Annotated in this window: 17 protein-coding genes and 2 tRNA genes; 12 read left to right on the forward strand and 7 right to left on the reverse strand. The window is 61.7% G+C overall.

Annotation, left to right across the window (positions count from 1 at the left end; genetic code table 11):
• Positions 1-68: 68 nt before the first annotated feature.
• Positions 69-1,103 (reverse strand): phosphate ABC transporter substrate-binding protein PstS, encoded by a 1,035-nt coding sequence (gene pstS, locus QTH91_RS14435; RefSeq protein WP_390368822.1) that lies wholly within the window; start codon positions 1,101-1,103, stop codon positions 69-71.
• A gap of 213 nt (positions 1,104-1,316) precedes the next feature.
• Here pstS and ppx point away from each other — a divergent pair, with 213 nt between their 5' ends.
• Positions 1,317-2,837 (forward strand): exopolyphosphatase, encoded by a 1,521-nt coding sequence (gene ppx, locus QTH91_RS14440; protein ID WP_286660802.1) that lies wholly within the window; start codon positions 1,317-1,319, stop codon positions 2,835-2,837.
• A 1-nt stretch (position 2,838) separates the two neighbouring features.
• On the opposite strand, the gene QTH91_RS14445 is transcribed toward ppx, so the two are convergent.
• From QTH91_RS14445 to QTH91_RS14455, 3 genes are all read right to left on the reverse strand, one after another.
• The gene (locus tag QTH91_RS14445; protein WP_286660803.1) at positions 2,839-3,300 is read right to left on the reverse strand and encodes a SixA phosphatase family protein; all 462 of its coding nucleotides are present in this window, start codon (positions 3,298-3,300) and stop codon (positions 2,839-2,841) included.
• A 25-nt stretch (positions 3,301-3,325) separates the two neighbouring features.
• Positions 3,326-5,464, reverse strand: coding sequence for a polyphosphate kinase 1 (gene ppk1 / locus QTH91_RS14450; RefSeq protein WP_286660804.1), 2,139 nt, complete (start codon positions 5,462-5,464; stop codon positions 3,326-3,328).
• A 120-nt stretch (positions 5,465-5,584) separates the two neighbouring features.
• Positions 5,585-6,448: a GNAT family N-acetyltransferase gene (locus QTH91_RS14455; protein WP_286660805.1), complete on the reverse strand. Its 864-nt coding sequence runs from the start codon at positions 6,446-6,448 to the stop codon at positions 5,585-5,587.
• A 187-nt stretch (positions 6,449-6,635) separates the two neighbouring features.
• On the opposite strand from QTH91_RS14455, the gene QTH91_RS14460 reads away from it, so the two are divergent.
• Entirely contained in the window at positions 6,636-7,340 is a 705-nt protein-coding gene (locus QTH91_RS14460; protein WP_286660806.1) for a glutathione S-transferase family protein, read from the forward strand.
• Positions 7,341-7,374: 34 nt separating this feature from the next.
• Positions 7,375-7,451 (forward strand) — tRNA-Pro (locus QTH91_RS14465).
• Positions 7,452-7,529: 78 nt separating this feature from the next.
• On the opposite strand, the gene QTH91_RS14470 is transcribed toward QTH91_RS14465, so the two are convergent.
• Together QTH91_RS14470 and QTH91_RS14475 are read right to left on the reverse strand one after the other, a co-directional pair.
• Positions 7,530-9,332 carry a DUF6798 domain-containing protein gene (locus QTH91_RS14470; RefSeq protein WP_286660807.1) on the reverse strand — a complete coding sequence of 601 codons (1,803 nt, stop codon included), beginning with the start codon at positions 9,330-9,332 and terminating at the stop codon, positions 7,530-7,532.
• A gap of 127 nt (positions 9,333-9,459) precedes the next feature.
• Positions 9,460-9,912 (reverse strand): DUF1810 domain-containing protein, encoded by a 453-nt coding sequence (locus QTH91_RS14475; protein WP_286660808.1) that lies wholly within the window; start codon positions 9,910-9,912, stop codon positions 9,460-9,462.
• Between the two features lie 74 nt (positions 9,913-9,986).
• Here QTH91_RS14475 and QTH91_RS14480 point away from each other — a divergent pair.
• The 9 genes from QTH91_RS14480 (at position 9,987) to QTH91_RS14520 (ending at position 18,428) form a co-directional block, all read left to right on the forward strand.
• Positions 9,987-10,063, forward strand: a tRNA-Arg gene (locus QTH91_RS14480).
• Positions 10,064-10,208: 145 nt separating this feature from the next.
• On the forward strand, positions 10,209-11,378 hold the full coding sequence (locus QTH91_RS14485) for a tyrosine-type recombinase/integrase (protein WP_286660809.1): 1,170 nt from the start codon (positions 10,209-10,211) through the stop codon (positions 11,376-11,378).
• Between the two features lie 142 nt (positions 11,379-11,520).
• Positions 11,521-12,924 (forward strand): hypothetical protein, encoded by a 1,404-nt coding sequence (locus tag QTH91_RS14490; protein ID WP_286660810.1) that lies wholly within the window; start codon positions 11,521-11,523, stop codon positions 12,922-12,924.
• A gap of 45 nt (positions 12,925-12,969) precedes the next feature.
• Positions 12,970-13,299: a hypothetical protein gene (locus QTH91_RS14495; protein WP_286660811.1), complete on the forward strand. Its 330-nt coding sequence runs from the start codon at positions 12,970-12,972 to the stop codon at positions 13,297-13,299.
• Between the two features lie 189 nt (positions 13,300-13,488).
• Positions 13,489-13,713, forward strand: coding sequence for a hypothetical protein (locus QTH91_RS14500; RefSeq protein ID WP_286660812.1), 225 nt, complete (start codon positions 13,489-13,491; stop codon positions 13,711-13,713).
• A gap of 548 nt (positions 13,714-14,261) precedes the next feature.
• Positions 14,262-14,837 (forward strand): HNH endonuclease, encoded by a 576-nt coding sequence (locus QTH91_RS14505; RefSeq protein ID WP_286660813.1) that lies wholly within the window; start codon positions 14,262-14,264, stop codon positions 14,835-14,837.
• 495 nt (positions 14,838-15,332) lie between these two features.
• Positions 15,333-17,369, forward strand: coding sequence for a DnaJ domain-containing protein (locus tag QTH91_RS14510; RefSeq protein WP_286660814.1), 2,037 nt, complete (start codon positions 15,333-15,335; stop codon positions 17,367-17,369).
• Positions 17,370-17,527: 158 nt separating this feature from the next.
• Positions 17,528-17,989 (forward strand): hypothetical protein, encoded by a 462-nt coding sequence (locus tag QTH91_RS14515; RefSeq protein ID WP_286660815.1) that lies wholly within the window; start codon positions 17,528-17,530, stop codon positions 17,987-17,989.
• On the forward strand, positions 17,976-18,428 hold the full coding sequence (locus tag QTH91_RS14520) for a hypothetical protein (protein ID WP_286660816.1): 453 nt from the start codon (positions 17,976-17,978) through the stop codon (positions 18,426-18,428). Before QTH91_RS14515 ends, QTH91_RS14520 begins: the two co-directional genes overlap by 14 nt.
• A gap of 331 nt (positions 18,429-18,759) precedes the next feature.
• On the opposite strand, the gene QTH91_RS14525 is transcribed toward QTH91_RS14520, so the two are convergent.
• Positions 18,760-20,721, reverse strand: coding sequence for a hypothetical protein (locus QTH91_RS14525; protein ID WP_286660817.1), 1,962 nt, complete (start codon positions 20,719-20,721; stop codon positions 18,760-18,762).
• Between the last annotated feature and the right edge of the window lie 41 nt (positions 20,722-20,762).

Consider the following 20,762-nt stretch of genomic DNA (forward strand, 5'->3'; position numbering starts at 1 on the left):
TCCAAGGACGACGGCGCGCGCCCAGGTGACTTGGCCACCTTGTCCACGCGCGCCACCGTTGACAGCGATTACTTGAAGGAGACGGACTTGCCGGCGGTGTCCTTGACGCCGACCCATTCCTCGGTAATGGCGGTCTTCACCGATGCGGGCATCGGCACGTAGTCCAGATCGCCGGCGGTCTGGTCACCGTTCTTGTAGGCCCAGTCGAAGAACTTCATCACGGCAGCGGCTTGTTGCGGCTTGTCCTGAGCGGTGTGCATCAGGATGAAGGTGGCGCCGGTGATGGGCCATGCATCCTTGCCGGGCTGGTTGGTCAGGACTTGGTAGAACGTGTCTTGCCACTTGGCGCCGGCAGCGGCCGCCTTGAAGGCCGTGTCGTCGGGCGAGACGAAGTTGCCCTCGGCATTCTTCATCTGGGCGTAGACCATCTTGTTTTGCTTGACGTAGGCGTACTCCACGTAGCCGATCGAGTTGGGCAGGCGGCCCACGAAGGCGGCCACGCCCTCGTTGCCCTTGCCGCCGGCACCGGTGGGCCAGTTGACGGCCGTACCGTCGCCAACCTTTTCCTTCCACTCGGCGTTCACCTTGCTCAGGTAGTTGGTGAACAGGAAGGTCGTGCCCGAACCGTCGGCGCGGCGCACGGGAGCGATGGCCGCGTCCGGCAGATTGAGCGAACCATTGAGCGCCTTGATCGACGGGTCGTTCCACTTGGTGATCTTGCCCAGGTAGATGTCGCCCAGCACCTTGCCGTCGAGCTTGAGTTCGCCCGGCTTGATGCCCTGGATGTTGACCACGGGGATCACTCCGCCGATGACGGTGGGGAACTGCAGCAGGCCCTTGGCCTTGAGGTCCTCGTCCTTGAGCGGCATGTCGGACGCGCCGAAGTCCACCGTCTTGGCATCGATCTGCTTGATGCCCGCACCCGATCCCACCGACTGGTAGTTGATCTTCACGCCGGTGGCCTTGTTGTAGTCGGCGGCCCACTTGGCATACAGGGGCGCCGGGAAGCTGGCGCCTGCGCCGGTCACGTCCTGCGCGAAAGCAGGGGCTGCCATGGTCATTGCAAAAAGGCCGGCGGCTGCGAAGGTCGAAAGTTTGTTCATTACTGGCTTTCCTGAAAAGGTCGGTCATGTGCCCGCGTTTGCGGGTTGGGGCGGACTTTAGGCAGGCCTCGTGACACCTTTATGACAACCGCTGCACAGAGGGAAACGGGCGTGTTTGCTGACCTTCTGTTTCATGACGTGTCACACGACTGTCATGTGTCCTGGCGCTTGCAGCCGCTAACATGCTCACCACACTTTCGGAACGATTTCTCCATGCAAGACGGCACCCGCCTGGCCGCGATCGACCTGGGCTCCAACAGTTTTCGCCTTGAAATAGGCCGGGTGGATCACGGACAGATCCAGCGCGCCGAATACCTCAAGGAAACGGTCCGCCTGGGCAACGGCCTGGACAGCCAGCGCAACCTGACTCAGGAAGCGATGCAGCGCGGCTGGGACGCCCTCGCCCGATTCGGCGAGCGCTTGTCCGGATTCAAGGGCTCACAGGTCAGGGCTGTCGCAACCCAGACACTGCGGGAGGCCCGCAACCGCGACGAATTCCTGCTTCGTGCACGCACGGCGCTGGGCTTCGGGATTGACGTCATCCCGGGCCGGGAAGAAGCCCGCCTGATCTACCAGGGCGTGGCCCACATGCTGCCGCACGACGATCTGTCGGACCGCGAGCGCCGCCTGGTGGTCGATATCGGCGGACGATCCACCGAAATGATCCTGGGCCAGGCACTGGAAGCCCACCAGACCGAGTCGTACCGCGTTGGCAGCGTGGCCTGGTCGATGAAGCACTTTCCCGAGGGCCAGTTCTCCGCCACGGCCTTCCGCAAGGCCGAAGTGGCGGCCAAGGCGGTGCTCGACGAGGCTGTGAGTAGCTACGCCAACGACCGCTGGGACGTGGCCTACGGCTCGTCCGGCACCATCGGCGCTGTCGCCGACATCCTGCAGGCCAGCGCGGGCGCTGCCCCGGGGCTGGTCACGCGCGAGGGCCTCGATTGGCTGATGGATCGCCTGATCCGAGCCGGCAGCGCCGACAAGATCCGCCTCGAAGGCCTGCGCGAAGATCGCAAGCCCGTGATCGGCGGTGGCCTGGCAGTGCTGCGCGCGGTGTTCGACCTGCTCGATGTGTCAGAAATGCGGGTGGCGCAGGGCGCGCTGCGCCACGGCGTCCTGTACGAGCTGCTCACCCGGGACGACAACCTGGCCGACATGCGCACGGCCACCGTCGCGCGGCTGGCAGCCCGCTTCGGCACCGACGCGGCCCAGGCCCAGCGGGTGTCCGACGCAGCCAGCGAGATCTTCGTGCAGCTGATGCCGGCGGCGCGCGACGCCAGCACCCTCACCCGGCCGGGCCGGTCGCTGCGCAAGCTGCGCTGGGCGGCCCAATTGCACGAGGTCGGCATCCAGATTTCGCACAGCGACTATCACAAGCATGGAGCCTACATCCTGGGCAACACCGACGCAGCCGGCTTCGACGTGAGCGAAATGAACGTGCTGAGCCAGTTGGTCCTGGGTCACCACGGCAAGCTGCGCAAGGTGGAACCATCGCTGGAAGATGCGACCTTCGCGGCGCAACTGATGGCGCTGCGCCTGGCGGTCGTGCTCTGCCATGCGCGCCGGGCGCCGGAATCGGGCGCGCTGCGGGTCTCCAATGGCAGCGAGCGCGAGTTCCGCGTCACGGTCAAGGGCGACTGGGCGGAGCGGTATCCGCAATCCGCCCACCTGCTGCGCGAGGAAGCGCTGTCCTGGCAGCGCATCGGCTGGCGCATGCGACTGTCGGGCTGCTGAGTCAGATCAGCTCGGGCGCCTGGACCGTCTGCACGATGGTCTGGGTGTCGCCGTCGCGCTCGCGCGTGCGCAGCCACCACAACGATCCCTTGCGTACCGCGCAACTGTCCTGGCGCAGACCCAGCAGCAACGAGATCGCCTGGCCGAGCGAGGGCTGGTGCCCCACCAGCAGCACCACCGACTTGCCGTTCGGCCAGCCCGCGGCGGCCAACAGCGCATCGGGCGTGGTGTCGGGTGCCAGCTCCGTGCGCAGCTTGTACTTGCGCCCCAGCGCGAGCACGGTCTGCTCGCAGCGCTGCGCCGGACTGCAGAGGATTCGCGCGCCCTCTGGCAATTGGCGGTCGAGCCAGCTGGCCATCCGCTTGGCCTGCTTCTCGCCCCGCGGGGTGAGCACGCGCGCCATGTCGTCGCAGCCTTCGGTCCAGTCTTCAGCTTCGGCATGGCGCCAGAAAATCAGGTCCATGGTCTCCCTTTCTCGAAGTGCGCCGTCATCGCCGCGCCGGGGCCTTGAGGCTGCGTGAGGCATAGCGCCCCATGAGCGCGCTCTGGGCACCGTGGGCTTCGATGGTGCGTGACGCACCGGCCTCGTCCGAATGCGTGTCCTGCATCACGCGGCGGTACACGCCGTCGGCGCCCAGCTCCCAGGCGTCGCGGCCGTCGTGCAGGTAGGCCACCAAGCATTCATCGATGATCCGCTGGCGCAGATTGGGGTCGGTGACCGGCCAGGCCAGTTCCACCCGGCGCAGCATGTTGCGGTTCATCCAGTCCGCGCTCGACAGGTAGAGCGCTTCATCCTCGCCCTGGCGGAAGTAGAAGACGCGCGAATGCTCCAGGAAGCGGCCGATGACCGAGCGCACGCGGATGTTGTCGGTGTAGCCGGGCACTTGCGGCGGCAGCATGCAGGCGCCTCGCACGATCAGGTCGATGCGCGCGCCCTTGCTGCCGGCCTTCACCAGCGCTTCGATCAGCGCCTCGTCGGTCAGCGCATTCATCTTGGCCACGATTCGAGCTGGCTCGCCGCGTTGGGCCGCCGCGCCCAAAGCGTCGATGCGCGCGACGATGTTGCGCTGCAGATCGAAGGGTGCCACCCACATGCGATGCAATTTGGGCAGCCTGGCCTGGCTGGCCAGATGCACGAACACCGCCTCCATGTCCGCTGTCAGCTGCGGGTCGGCGGTCAGGTGGCTCAGGTCGGTGTATAGCCGCGCGGTCTTGGGGTTGTAGTTGCCGGTGGAAAGGTGGCCGTAGCGCACCAGCCGCCGCCCCTCGCGCCGCGTGACGAGCAGCATCTTGGCGTGCGTCTTCAGGCCCACCACCCCGTAGAGCACCTGCGCACCGATCGACTCCAGCCGCTCGGCCCAGTTGATATTGGCCTCTTCGTCGAACCGGGCCTTGAGCTCCACCACCACGGTCACTTCCTTGCCGCGGCGCACCGCCTCGCGCAAAAGGTCCATCAGCTCCGACTCGGGGCCGGTGCGGTAGATGGTCTGCTTGATGGCCAGCACGTGCGGGTCCAGCACGGCCTCGCGCAGGAAGGCGAGCACGCCGTCGAAGCTTTCGAAGGGCTGGTGGATCATCACGTCGCCGCGCCGCAAGCGCTCGAAGAAGCTCTGGCCGCTGGACAGCGTGACCGGATACGACGCCACATAGGGCGGAAACAGCAGCTTCGGCTCGTCCAACAGGTCGATCATCTGCGTCAGGCGCGCCAGGTTCACGGGGCCATGCACGCGAAACAGCGATTCGGGCGGAAGGTCGAACTGGGTGAGCAGAAAGCTCGAAAGCGATTCAGCGCAACTGGCCGACACCTCCAGGCGCACCGCCCGACCGAAGTGCCGAAACTCGAGGCCCTGGCGCAGCGCGGTGCGCAGGTTCTTCACGTCCTCCTCGTCCACCGCCAGATCGGAATGGCGCGTGACGCGGAACTGCGAGAACTCGCCCACCTGCCGCCCCGGGAACATGCTGTGCAGGTTGGCCCGCACGATGCTCGACAGCGCCACGAACAGCGTCTTGCCGCCGGAGACCTTGGCCGGCATGCGGACGATGCGCGGCACCACGCGCGGCAGCTTGACGATGGCGATCGGGTTGTCGCGCCCGAAGGCATCCACGCCGCTGAGACGAACGATGAAGTTGAGCGACTTGTTCGCCACCTGCGGGAACGGGTGCGCCGGATCGAGCCCGACGGGAATGAGCAGCGGGCGCACTTCGCGCTCGAAATAGTCCTGCACCCAGGCACGCTGCGCGGCGTTGCGATCGCTGTGCGAGATGATCTGGATGCCCTGCCTGGCGAAGGTGGGCATCAGGTCATCGTTGTAGAGCTTGTACTGGCGCGCCACCAGCGTGTGCGCCGCCTGCGACAGCTGCTGGAAGGATTCGACGCTGTAGTCGCCCTTGAGGTCGCCGGCGCCGTGGGCCAGCAGGTGCGGCGCGGCACGCACTTCGAAGAACTCGTCCAGATTGGACGAGACGATGCAAAGGTAGCGCAGCCGCTCGACCAGCGGCACGTCCGCGCGCAGGGCCCAGTCGAGCACTCGCTCGTTGAAGGCCAGGATGCTGTGGTCCCGGTCCAGCAGCATGGCACCCGGCTCGGCCGCGGCGGTCTGTGCAGGATCGGTGGAATTGGCGGGCATGAACACTGTTCTAACAGGCGCGGCAACGCGCCGTTGTTGATTTCAGAATCATGACAGTGTCCAAGTCGAATGTGACATTTCCGTGAATCGTTCCATTTTTCCCTTTGGAATCAGGGCACTCTAGCGATCCGGTCCCAGAAAGCGGCGCCGGTAGCGTGACGGCAGGTCATTCAGGCGCAACATGAGCGGCAGGTCGGCCGTGTTGAAGTCCGGATCCCAGGCTGGCGCTCCGAGCACGCGTGCGCCCAGGCGCAGGTAGGCCCGGATCAGCGCCGGCGCCTCGACCTTCAGCGAAGCGTCCACCCCATCCATCGGCAACGAGAGACGAGGCTGGACCTGATAGCGCACCGGCGCCATGTGGGCCGCTGCTGCCTCGCGCCAGATGCTTGCAGCAGCATGGCCGTGCGGCAAGCCCGGGTGGTGCATCGGGATGCTGGCGCAGCCGATCATGAGGTCCAGCTTGTTGCGGTGCATGAAGCCCGCGAGCGCGCCCCACAGCGCCATGATCACGCCGCCCTGCCGGTGTGCCGGATGCACACAGCTTCTGCCCAGTTCCGCCATCTGGCCGCGCAGATCGCGCAGGCGCGTCAGGTCGAACTCGGTGTCGCTGTAGGTGCTGCCGACCCGGCGCGCCTGGACGGGCGTCAGCACGCGGTAGGTCCCGATGACCTCGCCGGTCGCTTCGTCGCTGACCAGCAGGTGCTCGCAGTAATCGTCGAACAAGTCGATGTCGTGACCAGCCAGCGGCGTCGCGAGGCGTGCGCCCATTTCGTCGGCAAAGACCGAATGACGAAGTCGCTGGGCGGCGCGCACTTCGTCTTGGTGCCTGGCCCAGCGCACGTCGAGCGCGGGCGCCGGCGGCGAGGCGGGATCGACCGGTGTCGGCAGCACGATCTGCTGGGCCGGTACGGCGGCGGGAGGGTGCGGCGCGGTGCGCAGCAGGTTGTCGGGCAGGGGCCAGGTCGCGTCGGGCAAAGCTCTCATGTCGCGGTAGTCTCGTGCGCGCCCATGAAGACGGCGTTTCGCTGCCGTGACATCGGCATGACTTCGGCTGCAGGCATGAAAGCCCCTGCACGCACGCGTCCGCGGCCCGTGCGGCGCCGGCCGCAGCACGAATTCGAGTCTGTGGCTATGCTGCCCGCTCTTTGTGTCTTCCATGAAAGATCGCTTCATGTCAGAGCCGACCATCGACGTCTATTCCTGGCCCACCCCCAACGGCCACAAGGTCCACATCATGTTGGAAGAGTGCGGCCTGCCCTACCGAGCCCATCCCATCAACATCGGCAAGGGCGAGCAGTTCGAGCCGGACTTCCTGGCGATCAGCCCGAACAACAAGATCCCGGCCATCACCGACCCACAGGGCCCGGACGGCCGCCCCATCTCGCTGTTCGAATCCGGCGCGATCCTGGTCTACCTGGCCGGCAAGACCGGCAAGTTCCTGCCCCCGGGCGACCGGGAGCGCTACAACGTCCTGCAATGGCTCATGTTCCAGATGGGCGGCGTGGGGCCGATGCTGGGACAGGCCCACCACTTCCGGCTCTATGCGCCGGAGAAAGTGCCCTATGCCATCGACCGCTACACCAACGAGGCCAAGCGCCTCTACGGCGTCATCGACAAGCAGTTGGGCAAGAGCCGCTTCGTTGCCGGGCCCGAATACTCCATCGCCGACATCGCCATCTTCCCCTGGCTGCGCAACTGGAAAGGCCAGGGCATCGAGCTGGACGACTTTCCCAAACTCAAGCGCTGGTTCGAAGGGATTGAGGCTCGCCCTGCCGTTCAGCGCGGCGTGAAGGTGCTGGCGGATCTGCGCAAGCCCCTGACCGACGACAAGGCGCGCGACATTCTTTTTGGCAAGACCCAGTTCGAACGCCGTTGATCAGACTAAAGTCAGGTTAGAATAGAAGGCTTGTCGGAGCGTAGCGCAGCCTGGTAGCGCATCTGCTTTGGGAGCAGAGGGTCGCGAGTTCGAATCCCGCCGCTCCGACCAAGGAAACATGAATGGGGACAGTAGCTTAGGCTGCTGTCCCCTTTTCATTTTGGGCGCTGGGTCATGCGCCCGCCCGCTTCAGGGCGCGGAAACACGGTACATCCTGTACCGATCATCCTGGTAGACGACCGGCAATTCCGGCTGCACCGCCGCCCCGATCTCGGTGATGGCATGCGTTACGCCGTACTTTGCGGCAAGCAGGGCAAAGCGCGCCGCGTCGGCCTTGCCGTAGTCGGCCACCGCCTGCTCGATCCAATCGTTCCTGTGATTTCGGAAGTCCTCCGGAATGCTGAAGTCGAGCGGATGGCCGATGGCGTCTTCGATGCGTTGGCGCCACTCCTCGAAGTACGACAGGCTGAACGTCGTCTCGCCGCCATCCTTGAGCGTGCCGAGGATTCGCCTCCCCGCTGCCCACCGGAAGTTGAGCAGCGGTGCGTGTCCGATGTAGTAGTACGGTGGGATGGCGACGACGGCATCCGCAGGGAGGTTGGCTCGCGCCCATTGGGTGATGCGGCTTTCGTAGTACGACTCGTACGTCGATGCGATGGGCACGTGCCGATACAGGTGCCCGCCGATCGCAGCGACCAGCACCACACCGACGACCCAGCGAAGCGAAGGCTCTGCCTCTTGCCTCGTCGCCCGCTGCGCCCGTGGCCTGAAGATCTCGAGCACCAACACCAGCGCCAGGACCCAGAACGACACCGTGGATGCCATCGAATAACCGCCCGGGTACGTCAGCACTTGGTCGAGACTCAGCGCGGTGACCGCAACGATCGCGCGGACTTTGCCGGCGCTGCCCTGGTTCCAGGCTGCCGCGGCCCAGGGGGCCAACGCTGCCGCGGCCACATAGGGCAGGAAACGCAAGGTCTCCTGCAAGTGAAGTTGCAAGGCCGCGGGAAAGCCTAAAAGCTCCACGCCCACATAGCCGGCAGCGCAGGCCGCCACGATGCCGCAAAGGCAGGCCAGGACCACACGATCACGCTTCGTCCATTGGCTGACGGCGATCGCCACCAAAGGCGGAAGCAGAGCAATCCAGTAGCTGCGGGGCCACAGCGACGGGAAGTGGTGGAACCACAGCAACAGGCGCTGAGCGTCCTGCCAGTCCTTGGGCGGATGCGCAGGCACGCCTGCGGCACCCCCGGTGGTTGCCATGAGGACGAGCAGCGGCGCTGCCCCGAGCAGGAACCACAAGGGCTCCCTGAGCGCATCGACAAGCCGCCTCGGGCCGAATGCCGCAGCGAACCACACGAGGATCGCGCCGTGCGCAGCCGTGGTCGGGTGGATGTTGAATGTCAGTCCCGTCAACAGGAACGCTGCGCGGAAGCGCCCCTGGGCGGCCAGCGCAAGGGCGAACAGAAGTGGGCCGAGCGACAGGCTGCGATTGAGCAACATGACATCGAAGCTCGCCAGGCCCGCGCTCGAGAACCTGGCGAAGAGAACCATGCACGCCGCGAGCACGCCGGCCAGGCTGGCGACCTGCCGAGGTGACAGCGCACGCGCCAGAGCCGCCACGCCCGAGAACATCAAGGCCGCGGAGGCGGCCTGCAGCGCAAGGTAGATCCACTCCAGCGGTGCCAGGTGCATCAAGGCCGCGATGGCGGGCCAGAGAAATGTGGGGTGGAACTGCGCGCGGTCGACCAGCGGGTCGCCGGCAAGAAATTCCGGGTGGAGCGCGCGTTCGATGAAGGCGAAGTGGATGGCGTGATCCGCACCACCGAAGTAATAACCGTTGACTGCAAACGAAGCGGCAACGAACAGGCACGTGAGCAGCAACTGGTGGGCCAGAGGTCGCCCAGGCGCCGCGATGCCCATGCCCAAAGGCGGCCGAAGATCGGCCCGGTCCAGCGACCTGTCGTTTTCATTGACGACCGAAGAAAACACGAGAGGGCGACCAGCAAGCATCCACAAGCTCCTGCAAGAAAAGCGCCGGCCACGCCGCGCCGCTCGCCATGCTAGTGGGAGCGCCGCGATTGCCCCTCCCCACCGTTGCGGATCCGCACCACCAGCCTCAGGCCTGGGCGGCCAGCCATTGCTGCGTCAGCGGGTCGGCTTGGCCGTCGAAGTAGCGCGCCAATCCCTGCGCGAAAAGCGGCTCGTCTGGCGCAACGGCGCCAAAGAGCGTCATGCACGAACGGAACTTCAGGTCGTCGGGTGAATGGAAGATCTGATGCGCGCTGCGCCCCTGGACGCCCAGCACCAGGCTCGTGCAATGACGCAGTCGCTCGCCCAGCTTGGGATGCGCCAGATAAGCCGCTGCCTCGGCCTGCGACCGGATGCCGAAGTGAATCGCCGTCGTGCTGCGGCCGAGCGCCGCCAGTTGCGGGAAGACGAACCACATCCAGTGGCTGCGCTTGTCGCCCGCCGCCAGTTCGGTGCAAACCTGCTCGTACACCGGCGCCTGGGCGTCGATAAAGCGCTGCAGATCGAATGGGTCGTCGCGGGTGGGGAGCTTGTCAGGCATGTCGGGCCTCCGAATCGGCCCATCATGCCCCGTGGCAAAATCCCCACCCGGCAGCGCCGCTTTGCGGCGCCTGTCTGCCCGTAGCTCAGTTGGATAGAGCACCTGCCTTCTAAGCAGGTTGTCGCAGGTTCGATCCCTGCCGGGCAGGCCAATAGAATCAAGCACTTAGGCAATAGCACTTACTAACAAAAGTGCCAAAATCAGCCTCAAACGGCTTCGCTACCACAGAAAATCGGTAGGTCTACCACACCCACCGCTCGCCAGTTTGGCTATGCTCCTGCTCCCCAGGAGATCCCATGAACGTCAAACCAATGGGCAAGCGCTTTCAGTTGCGTGTGGTCAACAAGCTGCTACCCAAGCCCTACTACGACACCTTCGATACTGAGGCAGAAGCCCGCGCCTACGGTGAGCAACTTGAGCGCCTGCTCAAGAACGGCATCGTCCCCCGAGAATTGGCCGCAGCTGCTCCCAAAGCAGCGAACCCCACCGTCCTTGAAGTGATCAATGCCTTCGAGGGAGCAGGCCACAGCAATTCGATGGACAAGCAGTTGCTGGACGCCACGACCGGTGACATCCTTGGTCTAAAGGTGAACGACCTCACAGCCCCCTGGGTCGATCAGTTCATCCACAAGCTCAAGTTCGTCAACAACAATGCGCCAGGCACCATTCGCAAGAAGGTCGGCCTGTATGGCCGAATCCTGGACTGGCACCATCGCCAAACGACCGACATCGACAAGCAGCCACCAGCCAACCCATTTCGCGGCCTCAAGCGCGGCTACAGCGTCTACACCAGAGACGACACAAAGAAGCTCGCCGCCCTGCCCATCAAGCCAGGAGAGAAAGCCAAAAGAGCCAAGAAGGATGTCCAGCGCGATCGCCGCATGCTGCCCGCCGAGTACGAGCGTGTGAAGCTCTCCCTGCAAGGCAAAAAGTTCGAAGGTCAGCCCTGGCACCGAGCCGCGGATCCCGAGCTCGAGATGTTTGTGGAACTGATCCTGGACACCGGCATGCGCCAGCGCGAGGCCTACCGGGTCCATACGGACCACTTGCACCTGGATCGCGGCTTCATGCAGGTTATGGGCTCCAAGGGCAGGCACGGGGAAGTCAAACCGCGGACCGTGCCCCTCAAACCGAGCCTAGTCGAACTGCTGCGCACCTACACCGAGAGCAAGACAGGCCTGCTCTTTCACTGGTGGGACGGCACGCCAGAGGGCCTGGACTCTGCCACCGACGCTCTTGGCCAAGTGTTCCGACGCTTGTTCACTTACGCCAAGGTGCCTGATTTCAAGGAGCACGACCTTCGCCATGAGGCCTGCTGTCGTTGGTTCGAACTTCGCAAGCCAGACGGGAGCTGGATGTTCAGCGACGTCGAGATCTGCAGGATCATGGGTTGGAGCGACTACTCCATGGTGCTTAGATATGCGTCCATTCGAGGCGAAGACCTAGCGTCCAGACTGCATGCGTGAGATCGGCTGCGCAAGACTTGCGCTGCCGACAGAGGCCAATCATCAGCCGCAGACCACTGTTGGCTGATCCGGCCTGCCCCACTTCCTCTTCGACCTGTTGTAGTACATAGTTCACAATTCGTTTCGAATACAGGAGGTGGGAATGGGGTCTGGTCTCTACGTCGGCAGGGACGCCGCCGGTGCTCAACTGCGCAGAGTGCTGCAGGGGCAACTTCATCACGACGGTCGCAAGCTTGTAATTCAAAGTATTGAAGGACCTGGCGGCATCGGGAAGACGGCACTCTTCGACCATGTCGCGAGTCAACTGGATCTTCGAAGCCGCAGATTCTTGACCATGCGGATTGCAGGCAGCGACGACGCCTCACAGACCACGTTTCGGGCCGTGCGTTACCTGATTGATTCGGGCAAGACGGCAAGTCCAACCCGCAAGCCACTTCGCGTCCTCTTCCCACAGGTGGGCGAGGTGGAGGCAGCGTATGCCCATATTCGTCGGCAGATCGTCACGGAGTTGCCTCAGGACGGGGACGTATCTCCGGACGTTCTGATGAGCATCCTCGACTCAGCAGTCTCTGTGGGAAAGCCACTCAACGATCTCTTCCCGGCGACCAAGGGAATGCTCGACGTTTCAGCGGTCGAGAAGAAGATTGAGGAGAACCGCGAAACCATATCCCGACTTCTGGGCAGCAGCGTCACGCTCGCGAGGGAGGCGGTCAGTTGGTGGAACAAGCTGGGGGTCGGCGGTGCGGCGGCACTCAGGAATTCAGTACGAGAAAACGCCCTTGTTCCCCTAGCAGCCGCTTTCGTGAAAGACATGACAGCCGCATTGGCAGGGTATGCGGCCGAAGATGCGTTCAAACCAAGCCCGTCTAAGCTCCTGGGCGTAGACCGACTGCTACTCATTGTTGATGACTACGAAACCACTCAAGGGATCCTGGGTGACTTCCTCGTGGCACATCTTCTCCCTGCCCTACAGGCGGCGCCATTTGAAACCACGGTTGTGATCCTTGGTCGAGATCAGCTACAAGCGACTCATGTGAGCTGGGCTCAACATTTGGGAGGCAGCCTCGCATCGCCACTCCGATTGGATCCCCTCGCCCGCCCCGAGATGGAGGAACTGCTCAAGCATTTCAGTGTGACAGAACAGTCAGAGCTGGATCGCGCATGGGCAGACACATTGGGCTACCCATTCAATGTCCACCTGTGGCTTGAGGAGGTTGGCGAGGGAGGCCGCACTGCACTCATGCTCAAGCGATTCCATGACCGCACGACTCGCTGGATGACCGAAGAACAGACAAGGTGGCTTTATCACACCCTGTTCATGACTGAAGTCGACAAACGCACACTTGCGCAATCCCTTGGCGATGCTGAAGAAGCCGCCAGAGCCAATGCGTGGTTTCAAAGAGAAGGATCAGTTCGGGACCCCCATGCGCCAGTGTTTCGTGTCCGGGAATATCTCCGGTCGAGATTGGCGGACTACCTTCGTGTTACCGATCCCGAACAGTACGAATCGCTGTTGAGACTCAGCACAAACACCTCAACTGCTTGAAGTCTGGACATTGCGCGACTTCGACACACCTGCAAGCGACCAACAATGATCGACAACAATTCGATGCCATTGCCTTCGCCAACCGACCCGCCTCAGTTCTCCCCCCTCAGCCACCTATTTCATCTTTGGTGGCTATTTGTCTTCTGGATTGTTCATCCCTTTCGACTGCCGCCATTGCTTGACGAAGCGAACTATGCAGCGTTGGCGGGCTTCCCCGCAACGCTCGGAGCAATTGCGGGTCTTGTCTACGTGTTGCGAAGGTATCTCAAGCTTGCGAGGCGGCTCACGTTCAGTCGCCTGTTCTACTGTTTGGCCTGGATGATTGTGACCGCGATGACAGTCATGGCATGGTCGAAGCTCACCAGATATTTGTAGGCCTGGGGACGCGAGAGATCAGTCACGAGCTACTCAGATCGGGATCATCTGAAAAGCCTCGGGCAATCAGTACAAAGTAGTCAAGCCTCGAATCGTCGACACAAGCGCACGGATCGCTTGGAAATTTTTTACCGTCACAGAGTAGCGCTGACCGCAACGGATCCGCCGTCTGTGGCGAGGCAAGCGGACATGCTTTCATCCGATGACGCTGCCCTCCGGGCAGTTGGTGAAGACCAAGAACAAGTGATGAAGACCAGGAAACTCACCATCCTATCGATGGGTTTCCCGGCAGCTGTTCCCACACGCGTCGACTCTGGCGCTTTGACATCCAATTGGTTTGACCCCAGTCCCGCATTCATTGCCGCACGCGCCATCCGCAACATCGGCTTCAAGTTGAAAGCCATCACGATCTAGCTCGTGCACAAATCGTCGGCACCCGGGAGTAGTAGTCCGATCTCGTGACGATTGCCTCGCGGCAGGTGCGTCGGCGCGCTTGACGCCCGAGATCAGGTTCTGGAGCGCAAGCTGCATCTGTGCAATCGGACGCCGCGCAATTTTTCCTCACCGGTCGTCGTCAGACATTGACCGATGGCAGATACCCCATTCCCCAAATAACTCATCAATGAAAACAGAACCCAAGAACGAAACCAGTCCACAAGTGATGTCAACGCTTCGCCGAGCAGCGGCGGATGCGCTGACATTGCTCGTAGTCGCCCGTACCGCTACTGATCCCGAGGAAAGAAGCACGGCAGCGCGCCTGCACCCTTTTGCACGAGAGCGATTCCGACAACTTTTGGAGGCTTCCGGCGCACCGTATTCAACGAATGGGCTAGGAGATAGCCTTTGAAGTCATCTCAGGATTCGAGAACTATCTGATTGGCATCGACGGCAAGGTCATCAACTCGAAGACGGGAAACCAGATCACACCATGCCTCAATGAGAACGGATATCTCTACGTTGCTTTGTGGCAAGGAAACAAGGCCAACTCCAGAACTGTCCATCGGCTGGTAGCACAAACCTACATCTCCAATCCCGACAACAAGCCCGTCGTGAACCACATCGACGCCAACAGGGCAAACCCACACAGGGACAACCTCGAGTGGGTCACGCAAAGTGAGAACCTCAGGCACGCGTACCGGCTAGGCACGATGAGTGCGAAAAGAACGCTGAGCTACGCGCAACTGAATGAATGCCTTGCACGATTTCTCGCAGGTGAATCCATGACAAGGCTCTCTGGCGAGTTCAAACACGCCCTGGGCAGGCTATCCATCAACCTCCGCAATCTTGCAGTCGAAATGGGCGTGGTCGACCAGTTCACCAAAGAGCTGATTCGGCAAAAGAACTGGAGGAATAAAGAAGCCAATCGCGGCAAGCAAACCCCAGTACTTCAACTTGACCTAGATGGCCGCGTCGTCGCCGAACATTGCAGTCTGACGGCAGCCGCGGCGAGCCTTGGCAAGGACACGTCTGGCCCCATTAGCAATGTCCTCAGACGGAGGCAAAGATCGGCCTATGGGTTCTTGTGGAAGCTCGGGTAGCCTTCAATTGCTTCTCCCACAGGCCAGTTACCCTCGAAGGTGGATGCTGGCGCTGACTACCAGGGTTGGATGAAGCGCGAGCCATGAGACCACGAGCAAAATGACTGAATCAGTGGACACCTCGCGGGGGAAATTTCGGCGATCGGGGACGAGCCCTCTACGGGTCATGGCCAGTGCCGCCGAAGAAGCCTATCGAGCTCGCCTCAGCGACGAAGGGCTTGCCGCATTCCTCCGACATCATTCACTTCCCATCATCAAGCTTGAGGAGGTCCGTGCGCGGTTGACGGATGGCTGAGCGATCACGTGCATCCCCCAGCTGATTGCGTGAATTACTTCCCTTTTCACAATGGTTTTACTGGGAAACAATTGGCGATTCCACCAAAACAGCGCTGTGGCAAACGGGTCGAGAGAGCATTGAATGCTACCGCCGACAAGGACGATGCTTGGCCTAACAGGTCAACCCGATGCATCCACTGAAAGTGTGAATCTCCTATTGTGTCGACCTTCTACGATGTCCTGGGCGTGCCGCCCAATGCCACTGCCGCCGAGATCAAGGATGCCTATCGCCGCGGAGCCATGCGCTGGCATCCCGACCGGAACCCCGAAAACGTTGGAGTAGCCGAGCGTCGATTCAAGGAGATTGGTGCAGCCTACGCAGTGTTGTCCGATCCACAGAAGCGCGCCGAGTATGACGCTCAAATTCGACGAGGTAGCGCCGAGGACGCCGAGGATGCGGACTTCGACGCAAAGACAGCATCCCGAATGTTTCTTGAGGAGATGGTCGAACTGGCCAACAGCCTGTCCGAAGGTGGTCACAATCGAGATGTGCTTCTTGGCGCATTGCTCGGTCGCGGCCTCCCAGAAGCTCTCGCTCGAAGCATCGCTGACGAGGTCATCAAACGCCGTGCTCAGGCTCAGGCGGACGCAGCACGCCAAAGGCGGGAGCGGCAGGACCGAGAGCGAGCCGCTGAACGCGATCGCAAAGCGCGAGAAAAGCAAGCCGCAGCTGAAGCCAAACGCGAAGCCAAGAAGGGTGAAAGCGGCTCAGGAACTCCCTGGGGAATCATCGGACTTTTGGCCCTCGTCGCAGTCGTTGGCATCGCCAGCAATGGCGGAGAGACAAGCAGGAATGAGAAGGCAGCCATCTCTGTATCCCCGAGCGCTGCATTCCAGGCCTCACCCCCTCAGCCGCAATCCAGAAGCGCCGAGTTGCCGACATTCAAGACGCAATCTCAAGCCTTGGAGGTCAACGAGGGCGCCGTTCGATTTGCTGTCGCAGCAATGAAAGCCAATGTCCGCAGTGCCCCTGGCGCGAAGAACCCAGTGGTAACGGTGCTGTCCCGCGGCGATGTCCTTCTGAGGAGCGACCTTGGCTCGATGAATGGTTTCGTTCAGATTGAGATGGCCGACGGGCGCAGCGGGTGGATAGCCGAAGAGTTGCTGATTCATGCCGATGCCGCCAGCCACCTTGCTTTGAGCCCACCTCCAATCTACTTGGGCTCCTCCCCAGTCGCAGCATCTGTCATATCGAGAAATGACGTCTCTGCCTTCCTCCAGGCGTTCGCCGTTCAGACCGAGCTTCTGTCAACTGCAAACGGCATCTCTGAGCGACTCAAGGAGATTGCGCCCTTGGTCGCTACGGCCAGTGTTCAGCGAGATATCGATGCCTATCGTTGGTGGTCGATGCAGGCGCGTTGGCTAGCGGACAGTGGCGAACCCCCTCAGGCGGTGCTACGCGCGGCGTCCGCTGCAGTAAGGGCAGATCCATTGAACGTTGATGGACTGGTCGCGCTTGGGCTTGCGATGGTTCGAAACGGCGAAAAGGACTATGCGCTCGACAGCACGGTTCGTGTCCTCACGGTACTTGCCCCAGAGACAACCAATACTTGGGTGATATTTGCGGCATGGGCAGCTCAGCGTCAGCAAACCAAGCTAGCAACTGCGGCGCTGGATCTGGCGAGGCGCTATTCACGAAACGCCAAAGTCACCGAAGCGTTCATTGAGCGGTTTGGTGAAGAGTCAAACAATCCCGGCATAGCGGCTGTGTTCAAGCCGTCTGCAAATGACGCCGATTCATCGCGGTCAACGCCTCGGAATCCGGGTGAACAGGCGGGACTATCAGCTGCCCCTGGGATCACGAACACCAATATCTCGTTCGCCACGGGAACCAACCAAGCCATCGCACCGCGAGCAAGAATCATCGCCATCGCTCACCAACGTGCGGGGGCTCTCAAGAAGGCAACAGGCAATTCCGTCCAATGCCCAGCCATGAGCCGCTACGTGGACGGCTATGAAAGCAAGCTGACTCAACTATTCAACAACTTGGGGTACTCGATCCCCAACAATGACCCAGCGTCGAGCGACGGGGCAAAGTTCGTGGCAAATCTTTGCAATGGGTACTACTACTCGGCGTCTGGGATGATCCAACAAGGCAAGATCGATCTCACAGTTGCCGAGGCCGCTCGACTGGCGTTGACACCAAGCATGAGTTCGTTTCTGGACAACCCCGATCTTGCGAGGCTTGTCAAATAGATCAACTCCTTTTTTCCCCAAGAGAACGAGATCAGATCGAGTCTCGTCCCGTTACGACTGAGGGCTTCAAAATGACCTTGTCGGCGGCCCAGATTGGGCGGTGTGGCGAACTGATGGTGCAGTATCAGTTGTTGGCGCGGGGCATTGAGTCTTCGCCGATGAGCACAGACACGGGGATTGACCTGGTGGCGTATTCGCCAGTGTCTAGAGTCCCGTTGACGATTCAGGTGAAGACCAACTTGGCGCCGAGGCCGGCCGGAGGCACTGGGCCAGGGGCCCTCAACTGGACGGTTGACCACCACTCTCCTGCCCAGATCATCGCTCTCGTGGATATGTCGGAAGGTGGGCAGATCTGGCTTTTTACACTTGACGAGTTTCGACGCGAGGCGCAGCAAGACCGCGCTCCTGATGGCAGCAAGTACAAGCGTAATCGATCTCTGCATATGTATGTCGTGGCGACAGATCACGTCCGCTCCGATGGCAAGAGGCGCTATAAGAGCGAGTTTGCGCACTTCGCATTGGAGAAGCGGGTTGCCGAGCTCTTTCATCTTCCGGCTTCCCCCGTGCCGCCGACGGAACTAAGCTCTGATCTCTCGAGGAACGATGATGAGCGAATCTGAATCAGTGGAGGACTGGAGGCCGTGGGCGCTTTCCCTTATTGTTTCGGGCGGCCGTCAGAGCACGCTTGAACTCGAGTTGCGCGCTGTACACGGTTTTCGGGCCAGCGAAGCTGAGATTTCGTTTGTGACCCCTCAGAGGGACGAACTTGAATGGCCTGCCGCCAAGCCCATTTATGTCCGAGCGAAGGTGCCGCTGGACAAGGCCAATGACTTTTTGAAGAGAATGCTTGCTCTGCGGCTTGGACCTCGTCTCGGCCCACCTGGCGTCATGGACGGCACCACGTATGAGTTGGGTTTGACCTCAGGCCGGGACGGTTGGAAGGTCTCTTGGTGTCGGCAAGCTGCCTCGGTCGAATTGGCGGAGGTGCAGGCGATCGCGCATGAGCTTATCGAGCTCGCGGAGAGCAAGGGCTGCCGGTTCGAGCGACAAATGCTCTAAGTCCGCTATTGGCCGAACCGCGAACATTGCTTGGTTCCGCCGTCTATCTATAGGCGGGGGCCTTGCAGTTGTTGTCCTCAGTGAACGTAGCAACCGCCCGCTCGACACCCCAGATCTTCTTCCTGCGCGCTTCGGGTGCTTGAGGAAGTACCAATTCCGCTCCGTAAAGTAGGCATCGATTGCCTCCTGGGCAGCTTCTTTCACCTGGTAGTGGCCGTCCGCAAACCGTCCAGAAATCCCCGCCAGCGGTCACGCTCCTCGCATCAGCAGATCAAGAATGACCTCTGCTTCTCGCTTGGAATGACGTCGTGCCCGTCGGCGCTTCAACAGCCTAGCTGAAGAGGAAGGCTGTGAGCGCAGTTGCTCCGACGGCGGTGGCGGCAGTAGAGATGCTCTTAGTCACGGCTTCAGGAAACTTCCGCTCGCCGCGCAGCATCTGCAGAAGTTCGGCCATCGACGCGACTCCAAGGGAGGCTAGCCCTACGTCACTCGCGCGATGGAAAATGGTGTGGTTATGGAGCGCATCCAGACTCGTGGTCGTGCGGGCATGCAGCTCCTCGTTGGAAACGCCGGTACTGTGTACAGCGGAGTTGTGCATCGAGGCAGCCACCTCATCCGTGGACGCCACGTTGATGTGCGGATAGCGCTGCAAGTGCTCCCGGACCTCGGCAGACGTGGCCACCGCCTTCAGTTGCACTTCACGGATGACCTGGCCAGTGTCGGAATCGCAGATCTGCACATCGGCACCAGCGTGATTGGTGACACCGAACACACGCGCGAACGAGTCCTCATGCAGGTTGTTGTATTGCTCGACGTACCAGAGCTCATGGTAGATGCCCTTGACGTTCGAGGCGACACCGCGCAGTTGCTCGGGCGATAGCGACCGAAGATAGTCGCCAATTTCTGCCGCGGAGGCGTTGGCCAAGCTTATCGTGCTGCGCCGAATAGCTTGCAAAACGAGCCTGCTTTGCATCGAGTCGTCTAACGGTTCGCCAGTGAGCAATGCGGCAAATACGCCCCCAATGACCGAGTGCGCATGACCTTGCATCAGCAAATGCTTGTCTTCGCGAGTATCGGCCTCGGGGCACGCAGGATCGCCCGCTGGAGAGAGTCCCTTCGGCAGCGTCGCTGCCGCCGCAGCCCTTTCGGCGTGCCACGCTCGGCCGTCTGGTGAAGACGCCCAGTTCAAGTAGATGTCCCATCGCTCAATGACGGTCCTTTGCAGATCGGGAATGGCGTGGTGGCGCAGGGCCACTTGGCGAGTGGCGTCTAGCGGCGCGCACAACAACTCCAGATTTTCATCCAGTTCCCGGGCTAGCGACCTGAGGGCTTCCTGAAGTTGTTGCGCCTCTGTGGCACCGAAGTGCTCGGGATGCCGGCGATAGGCGTCGGCTAGCGTGCCAAGCATCCAGCACGACTGAACCAGCCGTAGATCGATCTCCGACAACGTTTCGAGCTCGCGCCGTTCCGAAGCAAGCAGCCTGACAGTCCCATAGCCAACAATTACAGCTAGTCCGCCCGTCAGCAACGCGCCTGCGGCCATCCCTCCGCCAACGAGGGAACCGACCCAAGCAAGCGTAGCATTGGTCGCGGCGGCACCTGAAAGCCCTGCGATCGCTGCGCCGGTACCGGCATTTCCGAAGGTGACCACCAGACCAAGCAAAGCGGCCGCACTGGTGGCCCCGGAGATCTTGGCTGTGACCACTCGTCCGAACTTGCGCCCGAGATCACTCGACGCCTCGGGACTGATCTGCAGAATGCAAGCAGCGACGTAGTTGAGCTCCGTCCGGGTGGACGTGAGGAGTTCCTTCGCATCATAGGTGGGCAGGCTCGGCATGACGACATCCATCACCAGATTGCGTGTCTTGCCATATGCCTGTTCAACAGAATCCAGCCCCTCCTTTACCAGAGGGCTCTCGGTAATGATGCTTACGGCTTTCTGAACTGGATCTAGAAAATTGTTCTGAAGGCCACCGCTGATACCGCTGCTTTGGGCCGCCTTTTGTACGCGGGTGGAGGTCTCGCTGAAAAGCTCTGCCGCTGCTTTGCCGGTAGTCGCCACCTTGTCGCTTACTCCAAGCTGCTGATCCGCCGCCGCGATGACCTCACCTATGCGCTGACCAGTGTCTGCTACGACAGCCGTGATCCCGCGGGTTCTATCCACTTCTTCGAGCCTGTCGACCACAGTCTGCCCTAGGGAGGTAACGGCTTGGGCCACGCTGGAAAAAATCCCTTGCACTCTCTTCTGGGCCGTTTGAAGTGAGGACAGTTCGGGCTCGGGTGGTTTGCTCATGGATCGGCTGCGGTGGAGGCCACGGGTGGAGGGTATTGCGC

Source organism: Variovorax dokdonensis, from assembly GCF_030316895.1.
GTDB lineage: Bacteria > Pseudomonadota > Gammaproteobacteria > Burkholderiales > Burkholderiaceae_C > Variovorax > Variovorax dokdonensis.